Below are 24,425 nucleotides of genomic sequence, written 5' to 3'. Positions count from 1 at the left end.
GTCCTGGCGGCGGCGCTCACGTGCCCGCTCATGCGGAGACCAGGTAGGAGAAGACGCTCTCCAGCGATTCGTCCGCCGGGGAGACGGTGTACAGCCGGATGCCGGCCTCCCGGGCGACCCTCGGCAGCAGGGTGGTGAAGCCCTGGAAGTGCACCGCTTCGATCCGCAGCGCCCGCTCCCGCTCGTCCACCTCGATGCCGGTGGTCGAGCCGTCGGCGATCAGCGCGGCGGCGAGCCGGCGGTCGTCGCTGGAGCGGACCAGGTAGCGGTGCGGGCGGTCGGTCATCAGCCGGCGGATCTTGCGGTAGTCGCCCGAGGCGGCGTGCCGTCCGGCGACCACCACCTCGATGTGCCGGGCCAGCTGCTCGACCTCCTCCAGGATGTGGGAGGAGAACAGCACGGTCCGGCCGTCCGCGCCGAAGCGGCGCAGCAGCTCCATCAGCTGGAGCCGCTGGCGCGGGTCCATGCCGTTGAAGGGCTCGTCGAGCAGCAGCACGGACGGGTCGTGGACCAGTGCGGAGGCCATCTTGACCCGCTGCTTCATGCCCTTGGAGTAGGTGCCGGTGCGGCGGTCCTTGGCATAGGCCATCTCCACCAGGTCCAGCGCCCGGGCGGCGGCGGCGCCCGGCTGGGGCAGGCCGTGCAGTTCGGCGTTGGCGAGGACGAACTCCCAGCCGGTCAGGTAGTCGTACATCGACTCCCGCTCGGGCACCAGGCCGATCTGCCGGTACACCTGCTGGTTGCGCCAGATCGGCGCGCCGTCCAGGGTGACGGAGCCGCTGGAGGGGGCCAGGAAGCCGCTCATCATGTGGATGAGGGTGGACTTGCCCGCCCCGTTGGGGCCGAGCAGGCCGGTGATGCCGGGGCCGATGGACATGGTGATGTCGTTGACCGCGACCACGTTCCCGAACCAGCGGGAGACCTTGTCGATGCTGATGGTGGCCATGCCGCCCTCTCAGACACTGCAGTTGGATTAGACACTGCGATAGCGGCGCAGCAGCAGCCGGTACGAGCCGACCACCATGGCCACCGCGACGAGCGCGAACACGGCGAGGCCCAGGCCGCCCGGCGCGTGCCGGCGGTCGAATCCCTCGCCGAGGCCGAACAGTTCGTTGACCAGGGACTCCACCAGGTCGGTGGGCGAGATCAGCGACATCCACTGCGCGGTGTCGGAGCCGGTCGTGCTGGGGTTGCTGATCCCGACCGCGGCGGCGCCCAGGGCGGCGCTGACCGCCAGGTAGCCCATGATGGCGGCCACCCCGAAGCCGCGGCGCGGGGTGGCGGCCGCGATCACCAGGGCGACCGAGGTCGGCACCACCGCGTACAGGACGGCCGCGACCAGGCCGTACAGGAAGTGCCCGGTGTTGTGCCCGAAGTCCATCCCGCCGAGCAGCGCGCCGATGTACAGCACCAGCAACGGGGCCGCCATCAGCAGCAGTTGGGCGCAGACCATGGCGCCGAACTTGGCCCGGACGTAGTCGGTGCGGGTGATCGGGCGGGAGAAGTAGAGCGGGACGGTCTGGTAGCGAAGGTCCCGGGAGAGCAGTACCGGCGCCTGGGAGGCGAGGAAGACCGAGACCACCAGGCTGAGCATGGAGAGGTAGCCGGCGTACTCGACCGGCAGCTCCTCGCGCTTCATCACGACCGAGAGCGCCACCATGATCAGCGCGGGTACGGTCACCACGCCCAGCACCAGCATCGGCAGCACCTTGGACTTGCCGGAGCGTCCGAGGCCGTACGCGGCGCGCAGGCTCTGGGTGAAGAGCGCGCGGGTCGCGTAGGAGCGGCCGAGCCGGGGGCCGGTGTAGCCGCGGTAGCCGATGTCGTGGATGACGCCGGTGTCGGCGGACCTGGTGTCAGGAGGCAGCGCCATCGTTCGTCCCTCCCTTGCTCTGCTCGGTGTCCTGGGAGTCGGTGAAGAGTTCGGCGACCCGGTGCCGGCGCTGTTCCAACCGGACCAGGCCGAGGCCCAGTTCGGCGACGGCGTCGCGGATGGTGTCGTACGTCGACTCGTCGGCCAGCCGGACCAGCAGCTGGTGCGAACCCTCGGACTGGACGGACAGGCCGACCGCGGCGAGCCGCTCGCGGACCGCCGGGCCCGGCTCCAGGCCGTGGTCCTCCGGGTGGTCGCCGACCTCGACCGCGAGGACGGCCGTCGCCTCGGTGAAGGAGGCGGTGGAGGAGGAGCGCAGCAGCTTGCCGCCGTCGATCACGACCAGGTGGTCGCAGGTCCGCTCCAGCTCGCCGAGCAGGTGGGTGGTGACCAGCACCGAGATGCCGAAGTCGGTGTGCACCCGGCGGATCAGCCCCAGCATCTCGTCCCGGCCGGCCGGGTCGAGGCCGTTGGTCGGCTCGTCCAGCAGCACCAGCTTCGGGTCGTGCACCAGCGCCTGGGCGAGCTTGACCCGCTGCTTCATGCCGGTCGAGTAGCCGCCCATCGGGCGGTACCGCTCCTCGTAGAGGCCGACGTGCCGCAGGGTGTCCGCGGTGCGCTCACGGGCGGCGGTGGCGGGCAGGCCCGCCATCCGGGCCATGTGCACCACGAACTCGGTCGCGGAGACGTCCGGTGGCAGGCAGTCGTGCTCGGGCATGTAGCCGACCTGCGCGCGGATCTCGGACCCGCGGGTGGCGACGTCCAGGCCGAGGACCTCGCCCCGGCCGGAGGTCGCCGGGGCGAGCCCGAGAAGGATCTTGATCAGAGTGGACTTGCCCGCGCCATTGGCCCCGACCAGGCCGACCACACCCGGCCGCACCTCGACGGTGAGCTGGTCGAGCGCGGTGACCCGGGGAAACCTCTTGGTGAGGCCGTCCGTCTTGATGACAGCTGTGGACACGCCGACCACCGTAACGGTCTTGCGCGGCAGGGGTCATGAGCTCGAATGACGAGCCCGTCTGCTGCTGCGGTATGACGTCGGCCCCCCTCTCCCCTAGGGGTTCGGCAAAACCGGAACCCGCCTGTACCCTTTGTCGAACTCTTGACGTACTTGCCACATTCTTTGCCAACGGGGGTGCCGGAACAGCGTGCCGGCACGGGAGGGGATCGATCGACATGTCTGATCGGGCGACCGCGTTCGACCGGATGATGAACCCTTGGGCCTACGACGCGGACGGGAACCTGACCGACCGGGCCCGCGCCCAGGAGACGGCCCGCACGCAGCTCAACTCGGCCTCGGCACCGGGCGGGGGAGGCGGCGGGGGCGGGACCGGCTTCAGCGCCGACCCCAACGCGCTGACCACCGCGGGGAACAACTCCGACCAGATCCACGCCCGCCTCAACGCCGACGGCCGGGGCGCCGACGAGGCCACCGCCAAGGTCTCCACCTCGCTCGCCAACTGGAGCACCGGCAAGGCCGCGGCGGGCGCCGCCGGCACCTGGGACCAGTGCGTCGCCGCGCTCGGCGGCACCATCGGGCAGACCACCCAGGCGCTGCGCGCCACCGCCACCAACTACCGCCAGAACGAGTCGGCCGTCCAGCACGACCTCGGCGCCTGAGAGAAGAGCAGCGATGGTCGACTTCCACGAGCTCAGCACCGCCGACTTCGGCGTCCTGGACACCGCCGCCACCGCCTGGACCACCGTGGCCCAGAAGCTCAAGTCCATGGACGACGACTGGGACAGAACGGTCATCGCCCAGGTCAACTCCGCCTGCTGGACCGGCCCCTCGGCCGACCAGGCCCGCCCCGGCCTGCAGCGCACCAACGAGCAGCTGACCGCCGCCGTCACCGAGGCGAACGCCTTCGCCTCGATCTTCACGGAGGCGTCGACCGAGTTCAAGGCGGCGAAGACCAAACTGGACAAGGCGGTCGCGGACGCCCGCACGGCCGGGCTGACCGTCACCGACAACGGCACCGTCAGCTGGCCCCCGGCCGACAACGCCACCCGGCACGACTACGAGGCCCTCCGGGACTACCAGAAGGAGTGGGGCGACAAGGCGGAGGCCGCCCGCAAGGCGATCGACGCCGCCGTCGCCGAGGCCGCCGCCGCCGACGAGCGGATCGCCTACGCGCTGCGCGCCGACAGCATGACGGACGGGCAGAAGTCCTTCAACGGCAAGGCCATCGGCGGCGGACCCGAGGCCGACGGCAAGCGCGCCGCCCAGCTCGCCGCCAAGGGCGGCGACATCACCGAGCCCGAACTCACCGAGCTGAACTCGCTGCTGGCCTCGCACGGCAACGACCCGAAGTTCGCCACCAAGTTCTACCAGGACCTCGGCCCGGACGGCCTGATCAAGTCCTGGAACGGCATGGTCGGCGACCCGGCGCACCCCCGCGACGACAAGTCCCCGCGCTGGAAGGCCTACCAGAACCTCCAGAAGAACCTGGGACTCACCCTCGCCACCGCCACCCGCACCACCAACGAGCCGCACCTGTCGGACGAGTGGTCCGCCGCGCTGCGCAAGGCCGGATCCCAGCCGGTCTGGGACAAGCCCTACCGGGCCTCCGGCCTCGACTACGTGCCGTACGGCTACCAGGTGCTCTCCGGCATCCTGATGAACGGCAACTACGACGCCCACTTCATCAACCCGATCGCCGAGCACGTCACCCAGCTCGACACCCAGGACAGGTACTGGCCGGCCCCGCCGCCCGGCTCCAAGATCCAGGGCTTCAACCTGACCGGGGGCGACGAGGCGGGCTCCGGCTTCCGTCCCACCACCGCCGTCCTGGAGGCGCTCGCGCACAGCCCGGAGGCCGCCAACAAGTTCTTCACCGAGCAGCCGACCGCGTACAACCAGGACGGCACGGTCAACCAGGGCGGCAAGCCCAAGCCCTCGGACTACTTCGACTACTACGCCCACGACAAGGACTGGATCCCGGACACGACCTCGCGGGACTCCAAGGTGTGGGACGCGAGCAAGCAGGCCGGGCCGGCCGCCTTCGGCCGCGCCCTGGAGGCCGCCACCACCGGCCACCCGTACGACGAGCCCGGGCCCGTCCCGCCGGAGCGGCACACCACCGAGCAGGCCGACCTGATGAAGCGGGTCGTGGACACCTTCGGCCGGCACGGCGACGACGGCGGACTGGACGACATCAAGGGCGACGGCAAGCTCGCCGCCATGCGGGGCAGCCTCGGGCACATGACCGCCGAGTACATCGGCGACGTGCAGAACGCGCTCGCCCTCACCCACGAGCTGCCGGTCAACGGCTCGCCGGCCAACCTCGGCAAGTCCTCCGTGGAGGGGCTGATGGACGCGCTCGGGCGCGATCCGGAGTCCTACGGCGCCGTGGTCAACGCCAACCAGGCGTACACCACCGCCCTCATCCGCGGCCACATGGACGGCGGGCAGACCGACTTCGCCCGGCTCAACGTCGACATCAACAACATCGCCCACGCCGGCGGGATCGCCAGCGGCATCCTCAACGAGGCCCGGGTCGACGAGGTGCACTACAAGCACGCCGAGTCCGACAAGGAGTTCAACGAGGCGCTGGAGAAGAACGTCGGCTACGGCAAGGACGCCTTCAGCGCCGTCATCGGCACCGTGACGGACAAGATCCCGCTGGGCGGCGAGGTCGCCGACCAGATCATCGACTCGATCGCCGAGAGCGTGATCGAGGCCAACAAGCAGGACACCACGGCGGCCGGCGACCAGACGGCGCGCGACGAGAACGCGAGCGGACAGAACCAGGCGGTGGGCAGCGTCAAGCAGGCCGTCAAGGACGCCGGCGGCACTTCCGGGATGAGCCGCGAGGACGTCAACCGCCTCGCCGAGAGCGCCGGGATCAACGTGATGAACGGCTACAGCAACGGGGTCGTCAACAACCACGTCAACCACGCGAAGGGCGGCGCGTGAAGGACCTCGCGGCCCGGTGGAGCCGCTTCCTGACGAACCGGTGGGGGTGGCGCCTCGACAGCCGGTGGTGGCTCCCCCGCGTGCTGGTCCTCGCGGTGGCGGGGGCCGGGACCGTCGGCTACCTGGACTGGCGGGGCCACCGCCCCGCCGACCCGCCCGGCCGGGCCGCCCACCTCTGCCGGATGCCCACCGGCGCCGGCACCCCGCTCGCGCGGCTGCTGCCCGACGGCGGCCAGGACGTGGAGGAGGAGACGAAGGCCCTCATCGGCCAGGACCCGCAGACCTGTGTCGTCCGGGTCGACGGACGCGGTGCGATCACCTTCACGTCCGTCCGGCGCCAGGGCGAGCTCGCCCTCACCGCCGAGGGCGCCAAGCACCCGCAGGCGCGCGCCTTCGACATCGCCGGCCTCGGCACTTCGTGGCCGGGCGGCGCGGCCGTGGCCGCGAGCTGCCTGGGCGGGAAGTACACCTCGAACGACTACGTCCAGCTGGAGGTCACCGCCGGGGAGGCCGCCCGCGCCTCCGGCGACGGCGGCCGGGCCGACCTCGAAGAGCTCACCCGGGCCGCGCTGGTGGAGGCGAGGAAGGACCGGTGCTCATGAAGCGTTCCCAGGCGCTGCTCGCCGGCGCGACGGCGCTGCTGCTCGGCGGCGGCCTGCTCGGCTGGCACCTGTACCTCGACCACGGCGCGTACCGGCCACCGGCCGTTTCCCTGTCGCACGGGGAGTGCCGGGGCCTGCTGGACGACCCGGCCGTCGCCGGGCTGCTCGGCCGGGCCCCCCGGGTCTTCGCGGTCACGGAGTACACGTCGGCGACGGCCGAGGTCAAGCCGTCCCTGCACTGCCGGATCTCCGGAGAGGACGGGCGGTCGCTGACCGCCGACGCGGAGTTCGGGGACGTGCGGTCCGGCGGCGACACCCTCGGAGCGGCCGCCTTCGGCTGCTCGGTGAACGGCCGGACCGAGGCCTACCGGGCCGTCCTCAGGATCACCGTGAAGGACGGCGGGCACCTTCCCGACGGCCCCGGCCGGAAGCGGATGGGAGAACTGGCGGGCGGCTTCGCCGAGCGGGCCGCCGAACGGCAGCTCGGCTGCGCGGGCGGCGCCGAACGGCTCGAAGTGATGTGAGCCGGCCGGCGCCGCTCCCGGCGCCCGTCAGCTGTGGGCCCGCTCCCACAGCTCGGTGACCTTGCCGGAGGCGTCGATCGCCACCTTGTAGTCACCGGCCGAGCAGGGGTACGAGCCCTTCTCGTTGTGCGGCGCGGCGAGGCACTCGTTGACGTGCTTCACCAGGTCGGCCAGGTTGACGTCCTTCGGCGGGGCCAGCACCGAGCTCAGGTGGCCCTTGGCGGTGGGCGCGAACGGGGCGCTCTTGTCCGCCCCCACCGGCTCGAAGACGACGTCGTTCACGCCGCAGGCGTCCTTGGTGTCCTTGTAGACCAGGGTCGTCGCGCTGGTGCCCTTCGCCGGGTAGACCCACTTCTGCCCGGCGGGCAGCGGCCCGTGGGTGCAGAAGCCCTCCGGCTCGCCGTCGGCGGACGGCGTGCCCGTCGCGGCGGGCTTGCCGGTCCCCGCGGGCTTGCCGCTCGGCGCCTGGCTCGCGGCGCCGGCCGGGGCGGCGGTGGGCGCGGCGGAGGCGGCGGTGGTCGCCCCGCCCCCCGCGCCCTGGTCCGCGCTGTCGTCGGGGCCGCAGGCGGCCAGGCCGAACGCCGCGGCGGCGACCAGGGCGGTGGCGAGCAGTCTCCTGGAGCCGGAGCTGGAAGAAGGCATGACGAAGGAACCCCCGTGGTGACGCATGATCAGTTCGGTATGCGGCCGACAGACTAGCGCCCCGGGCCGACGCCCGCCCCGCCGACGGGGCTCAGCCCAGCCGGGCGAGGCCCTCGGTGGCGATCTCCTCGAAGACGGCGAGGTCGTTGGCGAAGATCGAGTCGGGGATCGGCCAGTGGATCACCAGCTCGGTGACGCCCAGCTCCCGGTAGGTGCCCGCCCAGTCGACGAAGGCCTCCACCGATTGCAGCGGCTTCTCCGCGGTCGAGCCCTGGAGCAGCACCTTCTCCAGCGTCGCGACGTCCCGGCCCCGCTCCTCGCAGGCGGCCGCCAGCTTCTCGATCTGCCGCGCGATCACGCCGGGCGCCTGCTCGACGGGCACGTCCGCCGGGCCCTTCGGGTCGCCGTACGTCACCCAGCCCTGCCCGTGCTCGGCGGCCAGCCGCAGCCCGCGCGGGCCGGTCGCCGCCACGTAGAACGGCAGCCGCGGGCTCTGCACGCAGCCGGGGATGTTCCGCGCCTCGACCGCCGAGTAGTACGTGCCCTCGCGCGTGGTGGCGTCGCTGCGCAGCAGCTCGTCCAGCAGCGGCACGAACTCCCCCAGCCGGTCCGCCCGCTCCCTCGGCGACCACGCCTCCTGCCCCAGCGCCGTCGCGTCGAAGCCCGTCCCGCCGGCCCCGATCCCCAGCGTGAACCGGCCGCCGGACACGTCGTCCAGCGTGATCAGCTCCTTCGCCAGCGTCACCGGGTGCCGGAAGTTCGGCGAGGTCACCAGGGTGCCCAGGCGCAGCCGCTCGGTGGCGCAGGCCGCCGCCGTCAGCGTCGGCAGCGAGCCGAACCACGGCTCGTCCTGGAAGGACCGCCACGACAGGTGGTCGTAGGTGTACGCGGTGTGGAAGCCGAGGTCCTCGGCCCGCCGCCAGATCTTCTGCCCTTCGCTCCACCGGTGGACGGGGAGGATCACGGTGCTCAGTCGCATACCGCCGACCCTACGGCAGCCGTCAGCGGCCGGGCCCGCTCGTCGGGGACGCCGTTCGGGCCGGTGCGGACCGGCCCCCTGCCGGATTCAACGCCGCAGCCAGCTCAGCAGGGTCGTCGCCGTGAACACCGCGCCCGACGCCAGACAGACCGCGCGCGGGGTCAGCCACCCCGGGCCTTCCAGGCGCCGGGACTGCGGGACCGGAGCCAGCAGCGCGTCCGCGAAGGCCTCGGCGGTCGGCGGTCGGTCCGCCGGCTCGACGGACATCGCGGCCCGTAGCAGCAGGGCGATGTTCGGCGGGAGCTCCGTTCCGGCCGGGAGCACCGGCAGCGTCGAGGCGGTGGACCGGCCGGTCATCAGGGCTGTGGCGCGTCCGCCCGGGCCGAACGGCTTCTGCCCGGTCAGCAGCTCGTAGGCCACGACGGCCAGCGCGTACACGTCGGCCCTCCCGTCGAACCCGCCGGTCTGGAAGGCCTGTTCCGGTGCCATGTACGCGGGCGTGCCCGTGGTCACCGTCAGCCCGGACGCGTCGGCCAGTTGCTTCGCGCTGCCCAGATCCGCCACCAGCACCGCGGCGGGCGCGGAGCCGGTGGCGAGCAGCAGGTTGGACGGCTTGACGTCGCGGTGCACCACGCCCGCCTCGTGCAGGACCTGGACCGCGTAGCCCGCCTCCGCGGCCAGCCGCAGCGCCTCCTGCGGGTCGCACTGGCCGACCCGGTCCGCCAGGGTGCCGCCGCGTACGTAGTCCATGACGAAGTAGGGCCGGTCCTCCTGCACCCCGACGTCGTGCACCCGGACCACCCGCGGGCTGGCGATCCGGCGCAGCAGCCTCGCCTCCGCCAGGAACCGCTCGCGCACATCGGCGTTGGCGGCCCAGTTCTCGGCCAGCACCTTCACCGCGACCTCGGTGTCGAGCTCCGGATCGTAGGCCTTCCAGACCGTCGCGAAGGAGCCGGCTCCGAGCCGCTCCAGAAGGAGGTAACGGCCGAGCTTGCGCATGTGGCAGCATTCTGCCGGAGTCGGGGGGAGTGCGGAACTCCCGTTCGACGGACGGCATGCCGGGCGGGACGACACGGGGGGATCCGGATGTTCGAGGAAGGCGAGCTGGAACGGCTCGTGGCGGCTGCTCGGGCGGGCGACCCGGGGTCGATGGAGTACCTGCTGGCCAAGCTGCGGCCGGTGGTGCTGCGCCGCTGCTCGCGCTTCCTGCCCCACCACGCCGACGCGGAGGAGGCAGCGCAGGACGCGCTGCTGTCCATCAGCACGCACCTGGGCGACTACGGCGGCCGCGGCTCCTTCCAGGGCTGGGTGACGGTGATCGCCTCGAACGCCGCCCGGTCCACCTACCGCTCGATGCGCCGGCGCGCCGAGGACAGCCACGCCGACCTCCCCGAGTCCGTCGACCCGCGCACCACCAGCGTCATCGCCGGGACCCGGCTCGACCTGATGGAGGCGCTGGCCGCGCTGGAGCGGCAGCACCCCGCCCTGGTGGAGGCCTTCGTGCTGCGCGACCTGGGCGACCTGACCTACGTCCAGGTGGCCGAGCAGCTGGACGCCCCGTTGAGCACGGTCAAGGACCGTATCGACCGGGCCCGCCACTTCATGCGCGAGCGCCTGGTCACCGGCCTGTGAACGGCGCCCCTCCGGCGGGCCGCGGCCGCGTCGCCGTCCGGCGCCGGTCCGCCGTCGCCGCCCTGGTGGCGGCCGCCGCGCTCGGGCTGGCGGCCGGCCGGTTCGTCCTGCCACCGCCCCCCGGCGACACCGCGCACCCGGCAGCGCAGTCGGGTGCCGCGGTCGGCGGGGCGTCCCAGGGCGCGTCCGCTCCCGCGACGCCCGGCGGGTCCGTCCCGGCGCCCGCGTCCTCGGCCTCCGGCTCCGCCTCTCCGACCAGTGCGACCGGGCCGATGACGACCGCGAACCTTGTGGAACCCGCGGCGTTCGGCCCGGACATCGGCATCGGGCAGATCCACGTCACCGACTGGTACGGCGACGTGTTCGACGCCAATTCGGCCTGCTCCGGCGAGACGACCCCCAAACAGACCCTGGGCGGGCCCGGCGCCCACTTCCGCGGACTGACGACCAGCCCCCGCACCGAACCAGGCGACCCCCCGCCGGCCGCCGACCGCGTCGACCAGGTCGCCCGCGAGGTCGCCGCCGAGGCCCCGAGCCCTTCCCTGGCGCAGAACTTCACCGAGCGCCTGCTGCTGGAGGAGGTGCCCTGCAAGGAGGAACCGCCAGGGCACTGGGTCTACGGAAGGACCACGACACTGCAGCTCGCCCCGGACGCCACCGCGAGCTGGATGGGCACCTACGAGGGAACCCTCAATACCACCGGCAGAGCGCCCGAGGGCAAGGAGCCCTGCGGCGGCATCGCCGTGCTGCGCAGCGGCAGCCACTACGGAGTGCTGAACGTCCACGCCTGCCTGGGCACGGCCGCGATGGACCACGTCGTCAGGGCCGCTCTGTCACAGCTGTGAAACAGCCGCTCCGGGCTCCGGCTTTCCCTCCCCCGGCGGCATCTCCCCGGTTGTACGAGGGCGCAGCAGGCGTCCCGACCAGCAGGGGGACCAGATGACCGAGAACCAGGCCGTCCAGCAGAAGTCCGTTCGCCGCAACCGGGTCGCCGCCGCGGCCTGCTTCGCCGCCGCGCTGATCACGGCCAGCGTCGTCGGCACCCAGGCGGCCACCGCCGACGGGGCCGCGCACAGCGCACCGCACCGCACCGCGGTCGCCGCGCCCGGACTCGGCTCCGCCCACCTTGTCCAGAGCGAGGACTTCCAGAAGGGCATGAACCCGGTCGGCGCGACCATCGAGCTGACCGGACGCCAGGGGCTGTCCGCGTGCTCCGGCGAGGAGACGATGCACGACCTGACCAAGGACAAGGCCACCGCGTACGCGTCCGTGCACTGGACCCTGGACACCAAGGGCATGCTGATCGAGTCGGCCGCGAACGCCCCCACCGGGACCGCGGCCGCCACCTGGGAGCAGCAGCTCGTCGCGCTCGTCGAGGGCTGCCAGGACGAGCCCGCCGGCCACTGGTACTACGGCGCGGCCCACAGCCTGGCCGTCACCGGCGGCACCGCCCGCTGGTACCCGGCCTACAACGGCGACGGCACCGCCGCCGGCGGGGTCGCGGTCCTGCGCAGCGGCACCAGGGTCGCCATCGTCGAGCTCACCGGCCAGCCCGGCTCCACCCCGGCCGCCGTCGAAGGCATCACCACCGCGGCACTGAACCGCCTTTCCTCCTGAACGGCGGCCCCGCCCCCGCCCGGCACGGTGCCAGCGAGGGCCTAGGGGTGCGGGCGGGTGCGCTGGGCGGGCAGGGACGGGGCGCAGGTGCGGCGGGCGAGTTCGGCGAGGGTGTGGAAGAGGACGTCGCCGAGCAGGACCGGGTCGCGCGAGGCGTCGGACGCCCGCGGGTCGCGGGTGTCGGGGCGGGCGGTCGGGGGCGGCTGGTCGCGGAGCTGGCGTGTGGGCATGGCTCTTCCTGCCGACGGGGTGGCCGTGGGCAGTCATTCCCGGCGCGGCCGGCCGGGCACCCCGGGGGCCTGGGGATCGGCCGGAAACGGAGTATGAAGGGCTTGATCACGGCGCGGACGGCCGGTGGGCGCGGGGCCGGGCCGGTGACCCTGCCGCGCCGATGGGCGAAGATGGACCGGTGACCGAACCCCGTACCGCGCCCCGCCTCATCGCCACCGACCTGGACGGCACCCTGCTCTGCTCCGGTGGCACCGTCACCGACCGCACCGCCGCGGCGCTGGCGGCGGCCGAGGCGGCCGGGGTGCAGGTGGTGTTCGTGACCGGGCGGCCGCCGCGCTGGATGCAGCAGGTGAGCCCGCACATCGGCGGCCACGGGGTGGCGATCTGCTCGAACGGCGGCGCGGTGGTGGACGTGCGGCGCGGCGAGCTGCTGGAGACCTTCCCGCTGCCGGTGGAGACCACCCTGGCGGTGGTCGAGGCGCTGCGGGCCAAGCTGCCGGGCACCGCGTTCGCCTTCGAGCACCCGGGCGGCTGGGCCCGCGAGCCCGGGTACGCGGTGCCGATGTGGGGCGACGAGCTGGAGCACGAGGTCGGCACGGCGGAGGAGCTGCTGGGGGCCGGCGGGTCGGTGCGGGGCCTGTTCAAGCTGCTGGCCAAGCACCCGGACCTCGATCCGGACAAGTTCCTCGCCGAGGCCAGGGAGGCGGCCGGGCACCTGGCCGAGATCACCCGCTCGGCGGCGATCCCACTGCTGGAGATCAGCGCGCCCGGCGTCACCAAGGCCAGCACGCTGGCCCGCTGGTGCGCCGGGCGCGGGATCGACCGGAGCGAGGTGGTGGCCTTCGGCGACATGCCGAACGACCTGGAGATGCTGGCCTGGGCCGGCACCGCGTACGCCGTCGCCAACGCGCACCCGCAGGTGCTGGCGGCGGTGCCGCTGCACACCGTGAGCAACGAGCAGGACGGCGTCGCGGCGGTGCTGGAGCGGCTCCTCGGCCGGTAGGACAACGGGAACCGCTCCGGCCGGGAACGGCCGGAGCGGCCGGAGCGGTCGGAGCGGTCGGAGCGGCCTAGCCGAAGCGGCCGTTGACGTAGTCCGAGGTCCGCTGGTCGCGCGGGCTGCCGAAGATCTGCTCGGTCGGCCCGGCCTCGACGATCCGCCCCGGGGTGTCGTGGGTGGCCAGGAAGAACGCGCAGGTCTGCGAGACGCGCTGGGCCTGCTGCATGTTGTGGGTGACGATCACGATGGTGAGCCGCCCGCGCAGTTCGGCGATCGTCTCCTCGACCCGCCGGGTGGAGGTCGGGTCGAGCGCGGAGCACGGCTCGTCCATCAGCAGGATGTCCGGCGAGACGGCCAACGACCGCGCGATGCACAGGCGTTGCTGCTGGCCGCCGGAGAGCGCCCCGCCCGGGGTGTGCAGCCGGGTGGACACCTCGTCCCAGAGCCCGGCCCGGCGCAGGCTGGTCTCGACCAGGTGCTGGCGCTCGTCCTTGGACACCTTGATCCCGGCCAGCTTGAGCCCGCTGGAGACGTTGTCCTGGATGGACATCGCCGGGAACGGGTTGGGCCGCTGGAACACCATGCCGATCCGGCGCCGCACCTCGGCGGGCCGGCGGCCGGGCCGGTAGACGTCGTCCCCCTCCAGCAGCACCTCGCCGGAGAGGGCGGCGCCGCGCACCATCTCGTGCATCCGGTTGAGGATCCGCAGGTAGGTGGACTTGCCGCAGCCGGACGGGCCGATCAGCGCGGTGACCTCGCCGGCCGGCATCGCCAGCGAGACCCGCTCCAGGACCTTGCGGCTGCCGAACCAGGCGGAGACGTCGCGGGTCTCCAGTCCGGCGAGCGGCTCGTCGTCGGGGTGGCCGTCCGCGTACCGCCGGTCGGCGTACGGGGCGGGGGCGACCGGGGGGAGGGTGATGGTGTCGGCGACCGGGTCGGCCGGCGGGGTTTCGGTCAGTGGTGCGTCGGTCATCGGAACGGTCCTCCGGGCGCGCGTCAGTAGAGGTTGGGCAGCAGGGCGGCGGCGTTCTCGTAGACCGCCCAGAGCAGCGCGCCGACCACCGGCGCGAGGCTCAGGTACGCGGCCGAGCGCCGCCAGTACCGGGCCAGCAGCAGGGCGCCGGCCACCGCGCCGAGCAGGCCGAGCGACCACAGCTGGAGCGTGGCCAGCGCGCCCTTGTCCGCGGCCAGTGCCTTGTCGTACGGGACGGTCGCGGGCCGGCCGCCGGGGTTCTGCTGCGGGTCGCCGTCCAGCCGGGCGCCGATCAGCACGGTGGAGCCGGGGATCCAGTCGGAGTCGCCGGTGACCAGGACCATCCGGTTGCGGGCCTGGTCGACGATCGGGTGGTCGCCGTCGCCGTACACGTTGACGGTGTAGGTGAACGTGCCCTGGCCGGTGGTGGCTTCGATCTTGTCGCCGACCCGCAGCCTGGACAGTTCGGCGAACGGCGCGCCGAAGGTGGCGCCGCGGCCGAAGACCACGGCGACCCCGCGCTGGCCGGGCAGCGCGGTGTCCCGGCGGTGGCCGGGGCCGCGCATCAGGTCCCGGCCGGTGGTGCCCTCGACCACCACGGCCCGGTGCAGGCCGATCGCCGGGATGTCCAGCAGTGCCACCGGGTCGCCGTCGGCGGCCGCGCCGGTCGGGGCGACCGCCCGGGCCAGCTGGTCGCGGAAGGTCTTGTACGCGGTGGACTGGTAGTGCTTCTGCTGGACGTGCGAGAGCGTGAACAGGTACCCGACGAAGCCGAGCACCAGCGCCGCGGCCAGGCTGACCGCCCAGGCGCCCTGGAGGAACCGCCGCCGCCCGGGGGAGACGGCGGGCCGGGCCGGGGCGGCGGGCCCGACGGGGGCGGCCGGCTGCTCCGGCGCGCTCACCGCGACCGGCTTCTCCAGCACCGGGGCCGTCACGAGGTACCGCCCGAGCCGTTGCGGCGGCGCAGCAGCCGGCGGCCGAGCAGCGGCGGGACGAGCACCACGGCGAGCAGTTCCAGCGCGGTGAGGGAGGACAGCATCCAGTCCTCGGGCTTGCCGCTGACCTCGACCACGTTGGCCGCCACCTCGGTGGCGGCGCCGCCGCGGCCGCGGGCGACCACCTGGCCGGTCTGCGGGTCGACCACGTCCTCGGTGGCGTCGCCGGCACCGGGCGCGTTCGGGTCACCGCCGGCCGCGCCGCCGGCCGCGTTCGGGTCGCCGGCACCGCCGGCCGTTCCCGCGCCCCCACCGGTACCGGCGCCACCCGCGCCGCCGCCGGTTCCGCCTCCGGAGCCACCGGACCCGCCGGTGCCGCCGGAACCGCCCGCCGCACCGCCGGAGCCGCCGGCCGCGCCGCCGGAACCGCCCGCGCCCGAACCGGTCTTGACCGGCTGGCCGTTCTGCACCGTGCAGTCCAGCGGGCTGCCGGCCTTGTCGCAGGGGCTCGGCATCGGGGCGTTCTTGAGGACGGTCAGCTCCCCGGCCGAGTTGAAGGTCGGGTTGGCGCAGTTGGAGAGGGTGTTCGGGTCGACCGGGCTGGTGTTGCCGGGGATGTTCCTGGTCTGCAGCAGCCCGCCCTTGACCAGGCCGCGCGGGATCGGCGAGTAGCCGAGGTCGTCCGCCTTGCCCTGGCCCTCGCACAGCACGTACGAGAGGAAGCGGCTGAGGGCGGAGCCCTTGTCGTTGTTGAAGCGCGGCGGCGGCGGGTTGGCCGCCCCGGCCCGCGGCACGATCAGGTAGCTGTAGCTGGAGATCGGGTAGGCGCGCGGGTCGTCCATGGTGTAGACGCCGTCGAGGTTCTGCTGCAGGTAGTTCGGGTCGTCCGCCGGGGTGCCGTCGTCCACGCCGCGGATCTTGGCGGCGGTGAGCGCGACGGCGACGTTGGAGGCGGTCGGCAGCGCGTAGTAGCCGGCCTGGTTGAGCACCTTCACGACCGGCCAGTTGCTGCGCTTGGCGAACGCGTACTCGTCGTAGCCGATGGTGCCGACGTTGCCCGGGGACTTGATGTAGCCGGCCACCACGTCGGAGCCGTTCTGCGCGACCATCCGGCCGGACGGCGGGAAGAACTCGGTGTAGTCGCCGCAGCTCACCCCGTTGACGGCCTTGCAGTAGGACTCCCACTGGTCCTTGTGGGTGTGCTCCATCCAGCGGGTGAACTGCGCGGTGGCGCCGGAGCCGTCGGAGCGGATCACCGGGGTGATCTGCAGGTTGGGCAGTGCCTTGCCGTAGTCGCTGGTGACCTTCGGGTCGTTCCAGTTGGTGATCTTGCCGGTGAAGATGTCCACGATGGTCTGCGGGGAGAGCCGCAGGTCGCGGACCTGCTTGCCGCCGACCACCAGGTTGTACATGAAGGTGGTGCCACCCGCGGTGATCGGCACGTAGGAGTAGCCGTAGACCGGGTTCTCCCGCTCGCCGCCGCCGTTCGCGTGGCCGTTCTGCCCGAGGCCGGTGTCCGGCGAGGAGCGGAACGGCACGTCGGAGGCGGTGAAGTCGTCCTGCCCGATCGACCACTGGGTACGGCCGGCCGCCGAGCCGACCGGGTTGAAGTTGATCTGGATGCCCTGCGGGGACACGTCCTGGCGCCACTGGTCGATGGCGGGGCCGGCCCAGCTGGAGCCGTCCGCGCTCAGCGAGATCGAGGCGGCGTGGGCCGGGGTCTGCCCGATCAGCAGGGAGGCCGTGGCGAGCGACAGGGACATGGCCCCTGCCAGCAGCCGGGCCGTGGAGCGCCTTGCGGCCTCCCGGAACATGTGAACTCCTCGGGGACGGAGGGTGGTTGGTCCGGACATCAGTGCTTCGCCTGCGAGTGGAGGGCGTACGGACGGGCGATGGCGCCGAGCGCGGCCGCCTCCTGGCGGCGGGCGTCCCGGTCGATCCGGCGCTTCTGGGCCCGGGTCAGCTGCCCGGGCCGGCGGCCGCCGAGCACGCGCGCGGTGACGAACAGGACCAGCACGACGCCCATCAGCGTCAGCCCGGCCGCGAAGCCGCGCGCGATCATGCCGTCGTACGGCTGCTTGACGTAGTTCCAGATGTAGAGCGGCAGCGACACCTGGTGCCCCTCGAAGGGGTTGCCGTTGAACTGCGAGGTGAAGCCGGAGGTGAGCAGCACCGGCGAGGTCTCGCCGACGCCGCGCGCCATGCCGAGCACCACCGCGGTCACCAGGCCGGGCCGGGCGGTCGGCAGCACCACGTTCCACACCGTGCGCCACTGGCTGCCGCCGAGCGCGTACGAGGCCTCGCGCAGGGTGCCGGGCACCAGCCGGATGACCACCTCGGCGGCCCGGGTGACGATCGGCATCATCATCACGGTGAGCGCGAGCGAGGCCGCGAAGCCGCTCTTCTCGAAACCGAAGGTGATGATCACGACGCCGAGGATGAACAGGCCCGCCACGATGGACGGCAGCGCCGTCATCGCCTCGACCAGGGTCCGCACCGGGCGGGCCATCCGGCCACCGACCTCGGACATGAAGACGGCCGCCGCGATGCCCAGCGGAACGGCGAACAGGGTTGCCAGGCCGAGCTGTTCGAGCGAACCGACGATCGCGTTGAGCGCGCCGCCGGAGGTGAGCTGGTCGAGCGGGCCGGTGTGCTCCATCGACTCGGTGAAGAAGTTGAGGTGCTGGGCGGCCTCCCAGCCGCGGCTGGCGACGTAGCCGATCTGGTCGGCGATCAGCGCGACCACCAGCAGCCCGGAGCTCCAGGCGACCACGGCGACCAGCCGGTCCCGCACCATCATCGGGTTCCACTGGAGCCGGCCGAGCAGGTAGTAGCCGGCCAGGAAGAGCAGGTACCAGCAGAGCAGGAAGCCGAAGGCGCCGCTGAACGGCAGCACCCGCTCGTACAGCACCCAGTCCAGTGCGAGCGAGCCGGCCGTCGCGCCCGCCACGGTGAGGACGTCGTCGCGGGTGACGCCGCCGATCCGGAGCTTCTTCTCGGGGCCCGGGGCCCCGGCCGCGGCGGGCCCCGGGGGCGCGGGCTCACCGGCGGGCCCGGACACCGCGACCGGCGGCAGGTCGAGCGTGGTCATCGGATGGTCCCTTCACGGTTCGGGTGGCTGCGTGGGCCGGTCGTCGCCCCGCGGGCGGGCGTCCGTGGACAGGCCCTGTCCCCGCGGGCGGTTCGGGGGTTCGTCATGCTCAGTCCGCCGTCGCGGCGCCGGAGCGCGAGCGGTTGATGACGACCCCGGCCAGCACGTTGACCAGCAGGGTGAGCGCGAACAGCACCAGACCGGCGGCCATCAGCGCGGAGAGCGACAGCGAGTCCGACTCGCCGAAGCGCAGCGCGATCAGCGCGGAGATCGAGTTGGCGCCGTTCTCCAGGATGTGGGTGATGGCCTTGAAGTTCGGCGAGATGATCAGCGCGACGGCGATGGTCTCGCCCATCGCGCGGCCGAAGCCCAGCATCACCGCGCCGATGACGCCGCCCTTGCCGAACGGCAGGACCACGGCGCGGACCATCCCCCAGCGGGTGGAGCCCAGCGCGTACGCGCCCTCCCGCTCGCCCTGCGGGGCCTGGGAGAAGACCTCCCGGCTGAGCGAGGTGACGATCGGGATGATCATCAGGGAGACCACCACGCCGGCGATGAAGGTCGAGGAGGTGTACGAGGTGCCGATGTCGCCGATGCGCACCTTGAGGAAGGGAATGGCGTCGCCCAGGTGGTTGGCCATCCAGCGGACGAAGCCGATGATCCGCGGCTGGAGGAAGAACAGGCCCCACAGGCCGTAGACGATGCTGGGGATCGCCGCCATCAGGTCGACGAGCGAGATCAGCGCGGCGCGCAGGCGCACCGGGGCGTACTCGGAGATGAAGATCGCGGTGCCGAGTGCCACCGGGACGGCGATGACCAGCGCGATCACCGCGATCAGCAGACCGTTGGGCAGGACGGCGGCGATGCCGAAGTTGTGGGCGGCGGTCTGCCACTTCTGCTCGGTCAGGAAGGACCAGCCGACCGCGCGCAGCGCGTCGGTGCCGCGCAGGACCAGGAAGAAGGCGATCAGTCCCATGATCGCGAAGACCGAGAGGCCGGCCAGCCGCAGCACGCCGCGGAACACCCGGTCACCCGGGGTCGCGGGGGCGGTGATGGTGCGCGGGACGTCCTGATCGGGCCCGTGGTCGGGTTGGCGTGGCGCCCCGGCGTACGGTGCCGCGGGCTCAGCGGCGGATGTCATGTGTGCTCTCCGTGCTCGGGAACGGGCGTGCTCGGTGAGGGTCCGGGGCGCTGCCTCGGCGGGAGGAAGCGCTCGGCGGGGCCGGAACGGCGGCCCCGCCGAGCGCGGGTTCCTACTTGCGGCGCAGCCGCGACCACTGGGTGCGGGCGCCGGTCAGCACCTTCGCCCCGGCCGGGGTGCCGCCGAGGAACAGCGCGGCCGGTCCGCCGACCAGCAGCACCAGGCCGGCGATCAGCGCGACGGGCAGCAGCAGCCGGGCGGTGCCGGGCCGGTCGGGCACCGGGGTGCCGACCGGGGCCGCGGCGAGCGGTCCGCCGGAGGGCGCGGCGCTCGCGCCGGGCTTGCCGCCGGCGGCCGTGCCGGGGGCCGCGGCGCCGCCGGCCGTGCCGGTCCCGGTGGAGCCGGTGGAGCCGGTGCCGGAGAGCCCGCCGCCGGACAGGCCGTCGGAGGACCCGAAGCCGGTGCCGCCGGAGTTGCCGTCCGCGCCGGTGGTGCCGGTGCCGGAGGTGCTCACCGGGCTGGTTCCGTCGACGGTGCCGCCGGAGCCCGAGCCGCCGTTGCCGTTCTCCGGGGTGCCCGGTTCGGGCTTCTCGGCCGCCGGGGCGGTCTGGTTCCCGGGCAGCTTGCCGTCCTGGGCCTCGACGTGCTGGACGGCCTGCTGGGCCTGCTGGCGCTGGGCGTTGTTCAGGGCGAGGAAGCCCTGGGCCAGCTGGCCGGGCGCGATGCCGTAGGTCTGCCCGGTGGTGGTCACCGTCTTGAGGAAGCGGGAGATCACCGCCGCCTTCGCGGCGGGCACCCCGCCGGTCGGGACCATCGCGTACTGGACGTAGCTCAGCGGGTACGCCCGCTGGTCACGGGAGAACGCGGTGTCGGGCGTGCCGTAGGGCAGCTGCTGGACCCCGGTGGCGGGGTCGGTCGGCATGTCGGCGACGGCGGCCTGGAAGCCGGCCGTGGACGGCGACACGTAGGCGCCGGCCGGGTTGAGCAGCGTGGCCTCGGGCAGCGAGAACGCCTTGGCCTGGGCGGTGTCCATGATGGCGAGCATCATGCGCTGGCCGGCCGGCTGCGCGGCGCAGGCGTCGTGCCCGCCGTTGGCGTTGTAGGTCGGCTGCTGGCAGTTCGGGCGGTTCTGGACCTGGTTGCGGGCGACCCGGGAGAGGCCCTCGGTGGAGGGCACCCACTCGAACTGCTTCCAGTGCGCCGTGTCGGCGCCGTCCTGCGGCGTGCTCGTCCCGGACATGTCCTGGGGCTGGAAGGCCTCGGCCGGGTAGCCGGTGAACCGGGGCTTCAGGTAGAAGCTGTCGACGTGCATGCCCCACGGGTCCGGCTCGCCGTCGAGGAAGCGGGCGGCGTCCGGGTCGGCCGCGATCCACGAGGTCAGCAGGTAGGTGAAGTCCGTCGTGCCGCCGGGGACACCGGGGAAGATCGTCAGGGCTCCGCCGCAGCTGGTCGGCCAGCTGATCCCGTTCTCCGGGGTCTCCGGGTTCAGCTGCCTGAACTCGGGGTCGGTGAAGAGGCAGATCGGGTTGCCGGCCACGGACGGGATGTCGGCACCGGGCGACGCGTAGGACTGGGTCAGCAGTTTGGCCAGCAGCCGCGCGTTCAGCTTCATGTCCTTGATCTGCCGACCGGTGTTCGGGTCGTCGACCACGAAGGTCACGGAGATGCCGGTCGTCGCCAGCGGGGCGTAGACGTACGGCCGCGGGGGCGGTGACGTGTCCGGCCGGGCCGTCAGCGCGAGGTCGATGCTGCTGCTGCCGCCCAGGAAGGCCGACCGGGCCTGCGGCTCGCCACCGGCCGGGATGTAGCCCACGGTCATCGGGGACTCGCCCAGGCACAGGCCCGAACGCCACTGCTGCATCGCCCGGTTGGCCATCTCCAGACCGGCGGTGCCGAAGTCCTGGGCGCTCGCGACGCAGGAGTCCGGGGTGGGCGCGAAGGAGAGCGGGACCACGGTCCGGTTGAGCCAGGCGCACTGCTCACTGGTGCGGTTCTTGGTCTTCGAGTTGATCCGGCCGGGCTTCATGACGCCGTCCGAAGCGGCGTTGTAGAACCTGTCCTTGTCCATCCGGTGGTCGTTGCAGTCGGCCTTGCCGCCGCGGATGTTGTACAGGTCCGTCGGGTCGCCGCCGTAGTTCGGCTCGACCACGATCGAGCAGGGGTGGGTGGCGTCGCAGCCGAGCGTGGTGCTCTCCTTGGCGCTCCACACCTCGATGGAGGCGGTGCCCGAGCCGTCCGGGCCGGTCGGGGCCAGCACCATGTTCGTGGGCCAGTCCGGCGTCTCCGTGTGCACCGGGCGGGCCGGCTGCTCGAAGCCCGCCTCGCGGTCGCCGCCGTAGAGGGTGCTGCCGTAGCAGTCCGTCACGGCGGGGTCGGTGCCGCGACACTGGTAGACCCGGACCGCGTACAGGTTGAGGGTCGACTCCACGGGCGTGGTCGTCACCGGGCCGCCGCTCTGGGTGACGGTCGGCGTGAAGCCGCTCCAGGAGACCTGGAGCACCTGGTTGGTCAGGTTGGCCGTCTGGGAGACCGTCACACTGCCCTCGTCGCCGTACGTTCCGGCGGCCGGGATCCACACCTTCGGACCGGTCACGGTCGTCGAGGAGTCGGCGTGAGCCTGCGGCGCCGCGCCCAACCCGATCGGAATGACAGCGAGCGCCGCCACCACCGCCTTGGCGAGGGCCAGGGCCGGTAGTCGACGGCGCCACCTTCCCCGACCTCTTCGGTCGGGTACGCGGGTTCTCATGCGAGGCCTCCGGGAGATGCGGGCCGCCGAGGGAGCGGCGCGAGGGCGTCGGATCGCGCTGGGGACGGACGATTCCGTGCGTACCATTCGGCCAGCCGGACATGGCGGGATCCGGTCGGCCAGGTGTACGAGACCACAACGCGGCGACTCCGTACCGGAGTTGGAAGATCCGCATGCGGCGGGCCCGCGCCGAGGCACGGGCCCTCCGATCTGCGGCCGGGTGGAGCTGGGATCAGCTCGCCGGGGTGAAGGACAGCGCGAGCGAGCCGATCTGCTGGCCGCCCTTGAAGTACGTGGTGCCGAGGTTGGTGTCCAGGTAGTTCGCGCCGGCCGCGTCCACCTGGAAGCTGGAGGAGTTCAGGGTCTGGGTGGTGCCGGTGCGGCCGATCACGTTGTTGCCGCGCGGGTCCAGCAGCGGCACCGGGGTGGTCGAACCGTTCGGCACGGCGGTGAAGTAGCCCTTGGCCACCGAGAAGTCGAGCTGCTTGAAGGTCACGCTCTTGCCGGTCGAGAGGTTGATGAAGAGCAGACCGCCGCCGAACTGCACGTGCCCGTAGAAGCCGGGGATGTTCGCGGCGCCGTCGGTCACCGGGAGCGTCACGGTGAGGCCGGTGTCGGCGTCGAGCTTCGGGTCGGCCGGCTGCAGCGGGATGACCAGGATGCCGTTGAGCGCGGCGTCCGCCAGGAAGCTCACGTCGGTGGTGATCACGGCCTGGCCGGAGGCCGGGGTGGCGGCGGTGTCGGCGACGGCCGCACCGCTCACACCGGTCAGGGCGAGGACGACGGTGGCACCGGTCGCGGCCAGGCGGGCACTGATGCGGGACATGCCGAACTCCTTGGGAGAGGGAGAGGAGAGGTGATCGGTGGTGCGGTTCGAGGAAGCTCGCGCGGGGGTGGCGCCGCCGCGGGGCGGAACGCGGCCGGCGGCACGGCCCCGGTGAGGGTGCCGGGGGGACGGTCCCGGCTGTACGGCCGTGGTGCGCCCTGCTCCCCGGTCCGAGGGTTCAGCCGGGCCGGCGGCCGCAGGGGCGAGGCCCCTGCGGCCGCCGGTGCGGTGCTGGTTCGATCAGGAGTGGGTGACGCTGCCGCAGGCGAAGGGCGAGAGCGGCAGGAAGCCGTAGCTCTGGATGTCCGTGGCACCGTTGGTGCAGATCCAGCCACCGGCGCCGAAGATGGCGCGCAGGGCGGTGCCGTGGGCGTCCGTGGCGTTCCACTCGGCGTCACGGAAGACGTTGTAGACCACGCGGCCGTACTGGGTGGCCACGAAGGTGTCGCTGATGACCTTGTTCACGGTGTCGACCGGCGCGTTGCCGTCGATGTTGCGGATGGTCAGCGGGCCCTGGACGTCGGCGCCGGTGCCCTTGCCGAAGTACACCTGGCCGATGTAGTGGGCGACGGAGTAGGGGACCAGCGCGTTGATGTCGTTCAGCTGGGTGTCGCTGCCCTGGTTCTCCTGGACGCTGCTGTTGACGCAGGCGCCCGGGGTGAGCGGGGTGACGCCACCGTTGATGGCGGTCAGGAAGAAGGAACGGGTGCCCGAACCGGTCTGCGGCAGGAAGGGCTTGATCGTGGCGTTCGGGAGCGACGCGTTGATCTGGTTCCACTTGGTGATCGTGCAGGAGTAGATGCCCTTCAGGTTCGCCGTGGTCAGGTTCGCCGGGGCGTTGCCACCGCTCTTGGCGGCCCAGGAGACCGCGTCCTGCGCCAGCGCGACGAAGTCGTCGGTGGTCGGGTCGGTGGCCACCGGGCCGCGCGAGGAACGGGCGAAGTCCACGGTGGCGCTGGTGTTGGCGTTCAGCGCGGTGATGCCGGCGCCGGAGCCGTTCGGGCGGGTGATCGCGGTGGCACCGGTCTTGGTGGTGATGGTGCCGGCCGGGATCGCGTCCCAGCTGTAGAGGCGCGGGGAGGTGGAGCTGGTGAGCGACGCGTTGTAGTCGGCGGCGAGCTGGTTCAGCACCGACTGGGTCGTGTCGGAGCCGACACCCACGATGTCGATGGCGCGCGGGGTGACACCGGTGGCCGGGTCGGCGACGGCGGTGCCGCCGACGACGGTGGCGAGGGAGGTCGCCAGGGCGGCGACGGTGAGCAGCTTGGCAGCGGTCTTACGCATGTTCCTCTTCCTCCGGGGGAGAGACGTACATCGCGTGAAACCCGTACTCCGTTCGGGAGTTCGGGGCCGTGTGGCCGCGTCCGCTGCGGCCTCGCCGGCAGTGCCGATCCTGTCCGCCGGGGAGGTTCCGCCGGAAGAGAGGTCGAGCCCGGCCGGTGAATGTCGACTCATCGGTTCAGCGAGGTTTAGCCACTGGTCAGCGTGCACGTGACAGGGGCACTGCCGGGGCTCCGAGCCCGGTCGACGTTCTTCTCCAGGAGGCTGCTCGGAGTGTTGCCGGAAACCTGTCCTTCACCGGAACAGCACGGACGGAGATCCGATGGAGGATCGCCTTCCGGTAACGGGATCCGATGGAGGATCCCCTTCCGGGAACGCCGGAATGACGGTCCGTCATCCGACTCGGACCGTCATCG

At 72.7% G+C, this 24,425-nt stretch carries 23 protein-coding genes; 8 read left to right on the top strand and 15 right to left on the bottom strand.

The window, feature by feature from the left end:
• Nucleotides 1-28: 28 nt before the first annotated feature.
• Genes ACGFSC_RS34085 through ACGFSC_RS34075 form a run of 3 tightly spaced genes read right to left on the bottom strand, consistent with a single transcriptional unit; the run spans nt 29 to nt 2,834 of the window.
• A complete protein-coding gene (locus ACGFSC_RS34085; protein ID WP_359898049.1) occupies nt 29-946 on the bottom strand; it encodes an ABC transporter ATP-binding protein in 918 nt (305 codons plus the stop codon).
• A 27-nt stretch (nt 947-973) separates the two neighbouring features.
• Nucleotides 974-1,873, bottom strand: coding sequence for an ABC transporter permease (locus ACGFSC_RS34080; RefSeq protein ID WP_359898051.1), 900 nt, complete (start codon nt 1,871-1,873; stop codon nt 974-976).
• On the bottom strand, nt 1,857-2,834 hold the full coding sequence (locus ACGFSC_RS34075; protein WP_359898052.1) for an ABC transporter ATP-binding protein: 978 nt from the start codon (nt 2,832-2,834) through the stop codon (nt 1,857-1,859). Before ACGFSC_RS34075 ends, ACGFSC_RS34080 begins: the two co-directional genes overlap by 17 nt.
• Nucleotides 2,835-3,049: 215 nt before the next feature.
• On the opposite strand from ACGFSC_RS34075, the gene ACGFSC_RS34070 reads away from it, so the two are divergent.
• Genes ACGFSC_RS34070 through ACGFSC_RS34055 form a run of 4 tightly spaced genes read left to right on the top strand, consistent with a single transcriptional unit; the run spans nt 3,050 to nt 6,915 of the window.
• A complete protein-coding gene (locus ACGFSC_RS34070; RefSeq protein WP_359898054.1) occupies nt 3,050-3,493 on the top strand; it encodes a hypothetical protein in 444 nt (147 codons plus the stop codon).
• Nucleotides 3,494-3,506: 13 nt separating this feature from the next.
• The gene (locus ACGFSC_RS34065; RefSeq protein WP_359898056.1) at nt 3,507-5,789 is read left to right on the top strand and encodes a hypothetical protein; all 2,283 of its coding nucleotides are present in this window, start codon (nt 3,507-3,509) and stop codon (nt 5,787-5,789) included.
• Entirely contained in the window at nt 5,786-6,391 is a 606-nt protein-coding gene (locus ACGFSC_RS34060; protein ID WP_359898057.1) for a hypothetical protein, read from the top strand. The genes ACGFSC_RS34065 and ACGFSC_RS34060 overlap by 4 nt, the downstream gene beginning before the upstream one ends.
• Nucleotides 6,388-6,915, top strand: a complete 528-nt coding sequence (locus tag ACGFSC_RS34055) for a hypothetical protein (RefSeq protein WP_359898058.1) — start codon at nt 6,388-6,390, stop codon at nt 6,913-6,915. The genes ACGFSC_RS34060 and ACGFSC_RS34055 overlap by 4 nt, the downstream gene beginning before the upstream one ends.
• 27 nt (nt 6,916-6,942) lie before the next feature.
• Here ACGFSC_RS34055 and ACGFSC_RS34050 read toward each other — a convergent pair whose 3' ends face one another.
• The 3 genes from ACGFSC_RS34050 to ACGFSC_RS34040 all read right to left on the bottom strand — a co-directional run bounded on the left by ACGFSC_RS34050 (nt 6,943) and on the right by ACGFSC_RS34040 (nt 9,535).
• Nucleotides 6,943-7,557: a hypothetical protein gene (locus tag ACGFSC_RS34050; protein WP_359898060.1), complete on the bottom strand. Its 615-nt coding sequence runs from the start codon at nt 7,555-7,557 to the stop codon at nt 6,943-6,945.
• A 91-nt stretch (nt 7,558-7,648) separates the two neighbouring features.
• Entirely contained in the window at nt 7,649-8,536 is an 888-nt protein-coding gene (locus ACGFSC_RS34045) for an LLM class flavin-dependent oxidoreductase (protein WP_359898062.1), read from the bottom strand.
• An 87-nt stretch (nt 8,537-8,623) separates the two neighbouring features.
• A complete protein-coding gene (locus tag ACGFSC_RS34040; protein ID WP_359898064.1) occupies nt 8,624-9,535 on the bottom strand; it encodes a serine/threonine-protein kinase in 912 nt (303 codons plus the stop codon).
• An 87-nt stretch (nt 9,536-9,622) separates the two neighbouring features.
• On the opposite strand from ACGFSC_RS34040, the gene ACGFSC_RS34035 reads away from it, so the two are divergent.
• The 3 genes from ACGFSC_RS34035 (at nt 9,623) to ACGFSC_RS34025 (ending at nt 11,785) form a co-directional block, all read left to right on the top strand.
• Nucleotides 9,623-10,168, top strand: a complete 546-nt coding sequence (locus ACGFSC_RS34035; RefSeq protein WP_359898066.1) for an RNA polymerase sigma factor — start codon at nt 9,623-9,625, stop codon at nt 10,166-10,168.
• Nucleotides 10,165-11,013: a hypothetical protein gene (locus tag ACGFSC_RS34030; RefSeq protein WP_359898068.1), complete on the top strand. Its 849-nt coding sequence runs from the start codon at nt 10,165-10,167 to the stop codon at nt 11,011-11,013. The genes ACGFSC_RS34035 and ACGFSC_RS34030 overlap by 4 nt, the downstream gene beginning before the upstream one ends.
• Before the next feature lie 94 nt (nt 11,014-11,107).
• The gene (locus tag ACGFSC_RS34025) at nt 11,108-11,785 is read left to right on the top strand and encodes a hypothetical protein (RefSeq protein WP_359898070.1); all 678 of its coding nucleotides are present in this window, start codon (nt 11,108-11,110) and stop codon (nt 11,783-11,785) included.
• Between the two features lie 41 nt (nt 11,786-11,826).
• Here ACGFSC_RS34025 and ACGFSC_RS34020 read toward each other — a convergent pair whose 3' ends face one another.
• Entirely contained in the window at nt 11,827-12,015 is a 189-nt protein-coding gene (locus ACGFSC_RS34020; RefSeq protein WP_359898072.1) for a hypothetical protein, read from the bottom strand.
• Between the two features lie 161 nt (nt 12,016-12,176).
• On the opposite strand from ACGFSC_RS34020, the gene ACGFSC_RS34015 reads away from it, so the two are divergent.
• On the top strand, nt 12,177-13,019 hold the full coding sequence (locus tag ACGFSC_RS34015) for an HAD family hydrolase (RefSeq protein WP_380359105.1): 843 nt from the start codon (nt 12,177-12,179) through the stop codon (nt 13,017-13,019).
• A 67-nt stretch (nt 13,020-13,086) separates the two neighbouring features.
• Here the strand turns inward: ACGFSC_RS34015 and ACGFSC_RS34010 are convergent, their stop codons facing one another.
• From ACGFSC_RS34010 to ACGFSC_RS33975, 8 genes are all read right to left on the bottom strand, one after another.
• On the bottom strand, nt 13,087-13,989 hold the full coding sequence (locus tag ACGFSC_RS34010) for a phosphate ABC transporter ATP-binding protein (protein WP_359898075.1): 903 nt from the start codon (nt 13,987-13,989) through the stop codon (nt 13,087-13,089).
• A gap of 23 nt (nt 13,990-14,012) precedes the next feature.
• Complete coding sequence (locus tag ACGFSC_RS34005) at nt 14,013-14,924, bottom strand: class E sortase (protein ID WP_359898076.1); 912 nt, start codon at nt 14,922-14,924, stop codon at nt 14,013-14,015.
• Complete coding sequence (locus ACGFSC_RS34000) at nt 14,921-16,738, bottom strand: phosphate ABC transporter substrate-binding protein PstS (RefSeq protein ID WP_359898078.1); 1,818 nt, start codon at nt 16,736-16,738, stop codon at nt 14,921-14,923. The genes ACGFSC_RS34005 and ACGFSC_RS34000 overlap by 4 nt, the downstream gene beginning before the upstream one ends.
• A 38-nt stretch (nt 16,739-16,776) precedes the next feature.
• A complete protein-coding gene (pstA, locus tag ACGFSC_RS33995; protein WP_359898080.1) occupies nt 16,777-18,015 on the bottom strand; it encodes a phosphate ABC transporter permease PstA in 1,239 nt (412 codons plus the stop codon).
• 109 nt (nt 18,016-18,124) lie between these two features.
• Complete coding sequence (gene pstC / locus ACGFSC_RS33990; protein ID WP_359898082.1) at nt 18,125-19,156, bottom strand: phosphate ABC transporter permease subunit PstC; 1,032 nt, start codon at nt 19,154-19,156, stop codon at nt 18,125-18,127.
• A 112-nt stretch (nt 19,157-19,268) separates the two neighbouring features.
• Nucleotides 19,269-21,749 (bottom strand): hypothetical protein, encoded by a 2,481-nt coding sequence (locus ACGFSC_RS33985; RefSeq protein ID WP_359898084.1) that lies wholly within the window; start codon nt 21,747-21,749, stop codon nt 19,269-19,271.
• A gap of 385 nt (nt 21,750-22,134) precedes the next feature.
• Complete coding sequence (locus ACGFSC_RS33980; protein ID WP_359898086.1) at nt 22,135-22,728, bottom strand: hypothetical protein; 594 nt, start codon at nt 22,726-22,728, stop codon at nt 22,135-22,137.
• Nucleotides 22,729-22,968: 240 nt separating this feature from the next.
• Nucleotides 22,969-24,012: a substrate-binding domain-containing protein gene (locus ACGFSC_RS33975; protein ID WP_359914324.1), complete on the bottom strand. Its 1,044-nt coding sequence runs from the start codon at nt 24,010-24,012 to the stop codon at nt 22,969-22,971.
• Nucleotides 24,013-24,425: the final 413 nt, after the last annotated feature.

Origin of the sequence: Kitasatospora sp. NPDC048715 (assembly GCF_043198905.1) — a bacterium.
GTDB lineage: Bacteria > Actinomycetota > Actinomycetes > Streptomycetales > Streptomycetaceae > Kitasatospora > Kitasatospora lactacystinica.
The sequence above is the reverse complement of the archived record's forward strand: the minus strand, read 5'-3'. Positions and strand labels throughout refer to the sequence as shown.